At 52.9% G+C, this 3,512-nt stretch carries 4 protein-coding genes; all 4 read left to right on the top strand.

From position 1 onward, the window contains the following. Positions 1 to 100 precede the first annotated feature (100 nt). Genes rfbA through rfbD form a run of 4 tightly spaced genes read left to right on the top strand, consistent with a single transcriptional unit; the run spans position 101 to position 3,509 of the window. A complete protein-coding gene (gene rfbA, locus FHW16_RS28655) occupies positions 101 to 982 on the top strand; it encodes a glucose-1-phosphate thymidylyltransferase RfbA (protein ID WP_182552858.1) in 882 nt (293 codons plus the stop codon). Further along, a complete protein-coding gene (rfbC, locus tag FHW16_RS28650; RefSeq protein ID WP_182552857.1) occupies positions 979 to 1,533 on the top strand; it encodes a dTDP-4-dehydrorhamnose 3,5-epimerase in 555 nt (184 codons plus the stop codon). The genes rfbA and rfbC overlap by 4 nt, the downstream gene beginning before the upstream one ends. Before the next feature lie 15 nt (positions 1,534 to 1,548). Next, positions 1,549 to 2,625 carry a dTDP-glucose 4,6-dehydratase gene (gene rfbB / locus FHW16_RS28645; RefSeq protein WP_182552856.1) on the top strand — a complete coding sequence of 359 codons (1,077 nt, stop codon included), beginning with the start codon at positions 1,549 to 1,551 and terminating at the stop codon, positions 2,623 to 2,625. Continuing rightward, on the top strand, positions 2,622 to 3,509 hold the full coding sequence (gene rfbD / locus FHW16_RS28640) for a dTDP-4-dehydrorhamnose reductase (protein WP_182552855.1): 888 nt from the start codon (positions 2,622 to 2,624) through the stop codon (positions 3,507 to 3,509). The genes rfbB and rfbD overlap by 4 nt, the downstream gene beginning before the upstream one ends. The last annotated feature ends 3 nt before the right edge of the window (positions 3,510 to 3,512 follow it).

Here is a 3,512-nt window from a genome sequence, read left to right as displayed (position 1 = left end):
GATGAACCGCATTTCGCCATTTTTAAGTGAAATCAACGGCGGCTACTTAAAACATCATATCGCTACTCGACTTTTAGCATTGACATAAGGAAGTGATCGAATGAAGGGAATTATACTGGCTGGCGGAAGCGGTACACGTCTTTACCCATTGACGATCGCAGTGTCGAAGCAAATTCTGCCCATCTATGACAAGCCCATGATTTACTACCCGCTGAGTGTTCTCATGCTTGCGGGCATTCGTGATATTCTGATCATCTCCACACCGCACGACTTGCCCCTTTTCCAGAAACTGCTGGGCGATGGTTCGGGTTTCGGCGTGAATTTCTCCTACGCCGAACAGCCTCAGCCCAACGGTCTGGCGGAAGCCTTCATCATCGGACGCGAGTTCATCGGTCAGGACAGTGTCGCCATGATCCTGGGTGACAATATCTATTTTGGTGATGGTCTTTCCAAACTGTGTCAGCTGGCGGCATCTCTGACAAAGGGCGGAATAGTTTTCGCCTATCACGTGGAGGATCCGCAGCGATATGGTGTCGTTGACTTTGATAAGGTCACCGGCCAGGCCTTGTCCATTGAGGAAAAGCCTGAGAAACCCAAATCCAATTGGGCCGTGACGGGACTTTACTTCTACAGCAATGATGTTGTGGATATCGCGGCGTCCATCGAACCCTCGTCGCGCGGCGAACTGGAGATTACCAGCGTCAATAACATCTATCTTCAGCGCGGAGATCTGCAGGTTCAGCAGCTGGGTCGCGGCTATGCGTGGCTCGACACCGGTACGCATGACAGCTTGCATGAAGCGTCTTCGTTCGTTCGGACAATCGAGCATCGGCAAGGGATCAAGATCGCATGCCCGGAAGAAATTGGCCTGGAATGGGGCTGGTTGAACGCTGAGCAGGTACTTGAAAGAGCGGCAAAAATGGGCAAGACGGAATATGCTGCCTACTTGCGGCGCCGTGCTGCGGAGATTGGAACAGAATGATCGAAGTTAGGCCTCTCGCCCTTGAAGGCGTTTTTGAAATATTGCCATCGAAATTTGGTGATGACAGGGGATTTTTCTCTGAAACCTACAATGCGGACAGTCTTGCCGCTGCAGGAATTTCACTAAAGTTTGTGCAGGACAATCATTCGTTCTCCGCTGCCAAAGGTGTTTTGCGCGGATTGCACTACCAGCTGCCGCCGCGCGCGCAGGACAAATTGGTGCGCGTGGTCAAGGGTTCTATCCTAGATGTCGTCGTTGATATCCGCAGGAACTCATCAACGTTCAGGAAGTGGGTTTCCCTCGAAGTATCAGCGGCAAAATGGAACCAGATTCTGGTGCCTAAAGGGTTTGCCCATGGCTTTGTTACTTTGGAGGAAAACACCGAGGTTATTTACAAGGTCACCGATTATTATTCGCCTGAACATGACCGTGGCATTCGTTTTGATGACCCTTCCATAGGGATTGATTGGCCGCTGGAAGCTTCAACGCTTCAGCTTTCTGACAAGGATCAAAAAGCACCACTGCTTGATGGTTCCGAAATTTTTCCCTGAGGGAGCGATTTTTTCATGAAAATTCTAGTTACGGGTGGTGCGGGTTTTATTGGATCGGCGGTCTGTCGTCATCTTGCTGCAAATCCTCAAAATCAGGTCGTTAACATCGACAAGCTAACCTATGCGGGCAATCTCGCATCGCTTCGCCAGATTGAGAATTATCCCAACTACAGCTTCGTCGAGGCGGATATTTGCGACGACGCCACTATTCTTGACCTGCTTCGCACGGAAAAGATCGAAGCGATCATGCATCTGGCTGCCGAGAGCCATGTGGACCGCTCCATCGACGGCCCGGCGGCCTTTATTGAGACAAACATCGTCGGAACATTCCGGATGCTCAATGCAGCGCTGACCTACTGGCGGGATCTGCCGGAGCCGGCAAAGTCCAGCTTCCGTTTCCACCATATTTCTACGGACGAAGTATTCGGGGATCTGCCCTTTGATAGCGGAATCTTCACGGAAGAAACACCTTACGCGCCGTCCTCGCCGTATTCCGCTTCCAAAGCTGCTTCGGATCATCTCGTACGTGCCTGGCATGAGACCTATGGTTTGCCGGTGGTTCTGTCGAACTGTTCAAACAATTACGGTCCCTTCCATTTTCCTGAAAAACTCATTCCGCTTGTTATTCTCAATGCGCTGGATGAGAAGCCTTTGCCTGTCTACGGTGCAGGCGCAAACGTTCGCGACTGGCTTTTTGTTGAAGATCATGCCCGTGCACTGGAATTGGTGGTAACCAAGGGCAAGCCGGGCGAGAGCTACAATATTGGCGGTCGTGCAGAACGCACCAACCTCAGTGTTGTTGAAACCATTTGTGACATTCTCGACAATAAGCGTCCGCGCAAGGGTGGGGCGCGGTATCGTGATCTCATTACCTTCGTCACGGATCGTCCAGGGCATGATCGCCGCTATGCAATTGATGCATCCAAAATTGAAAGAGACCTCGGCTGGAAACCCGCCGAGACGTTTGATACCGGTCTGGAACGGACTGTGCAGTGGTATCTCGACAACAAGTGGTGGTGGGAGCCGATCCGTGGAGGCACTTATGCGGGAGAACGGCTTGGTTCTGTATCCCTGAAGAAGGGAACGGCATGAGAATTGTTGTCACGGGCCAGGAAGGTCAGGTTGTCCGCAGTCTGGCCGAACGCGCCAGGGTTCATCCTGAAGTCACGTTGTTGACCCTCGGACGCCCGGATTTTGATCTGGCACGGCCCGATACTATCGGGGACGCAATACGCTCGGCAAAGCCCGATCTCGTTGTTTCAGCTGCTGCCTATACCGCCGTGGACCAGGCTGAAGACGAGCCCGAATTGGCTTATGCGATCAATGCAGCCGGTGCAGGTGCCGTTTCTGCGGCTGCCGCGCAGGCTGGTGCTCCTGTTGTTCACCTTTCGACCGATTATGTGTTCGCTGGTGAAGGTGAGACGCCCTATACCGAAGATGATCCGACGGGGCCTTCCGGTGTCTACGGTCAAACCAAACTGGCCGGTGAGACATTGGTTGCTCAAGCCAATGGAAAGCATCTCATCCTGCGTACGGCATGGGTCTATAGCCCTTTCGGCAAGAACTTCGTCAAGACCATGCTGCATCTGGCAGCAAGCCGGGACAGTGTGTCGGTGGTGTCCGACCAATGGGGAAATCCCACATCGGCAATCGATATTGCCGATGGTATTCTGTGCGTAGCCGACCGTCTTCGAACCGATCCGCAGTTTGATGCCTTCGGTATCTACCATCTCGCGGGAACAGGCAGCACGAACTGGAGCAGCTTTGCGCGGGCGATCTTTCACGATAGTCGAGGTGAAGATGGGCCATTTGCCGATGTCAAAGACATCCTGACGGCAGAATATCCAACCAAAGCCCGGCGGCCATTGAACTCGCGTCTCAATACGGAGAAATTCCACGGCATGTTCGGCTGGAAAGCCCCGTCCTGGGAGCAGTCAACCACATCCACAGTCAAACGGCTGTTGCAGTCGAGTTAGAGC

The sequence above is a fragment of the Phyllobacterium myrsinacearum genome (assembly GCF_014138285.1).
In the GTDB taxonomy this organism is placed as follows: domain Bacteria; phylum Pseudomonadota; class Alphaproteobacteria; order Rhizobiales; family Rhizobiaceae; genus Phyllobacterium; species Phyllobacterium myrsinacearum_A.
The sequence above is the reverse complement of the archived record's forward strand: the minus strand, read 5'-3'. Positions and strand labels throughout refer to the sequence as shown.

What these genes read in the sequence shown, in the direction of transcription:
- rfbD (WP_182552855.1), top strand. Translation starts at nt 2,622, where the DNA reads ATGAGAATTGTTGTCACGGGCCAGGAAGGTCAGGTTGTCCGCAGTCTG.
- rfbB (WP_182552856.1), top strand. Translation starts at nt 1,549, where the DNA reads ATGAAAATTCTAGTTACGGGTGGTGCGGGTTTTATTGGATCGGCGGTC.
- rfbC (WP_182552857.1), top strand. Translation starts at nt 979, where the DNA reads ATGATCGAAGTTAGGCCTCTCGCCCTTGAAGGCGTTTTTGAAATATTG.
- rfbA (WP_182552858.1), top strand. Translation starts at nt 101, where the DNA reads ATGAAGGGAATTATACTGGCTGGCGGAAGCGGTACACGTCTTTACCCA.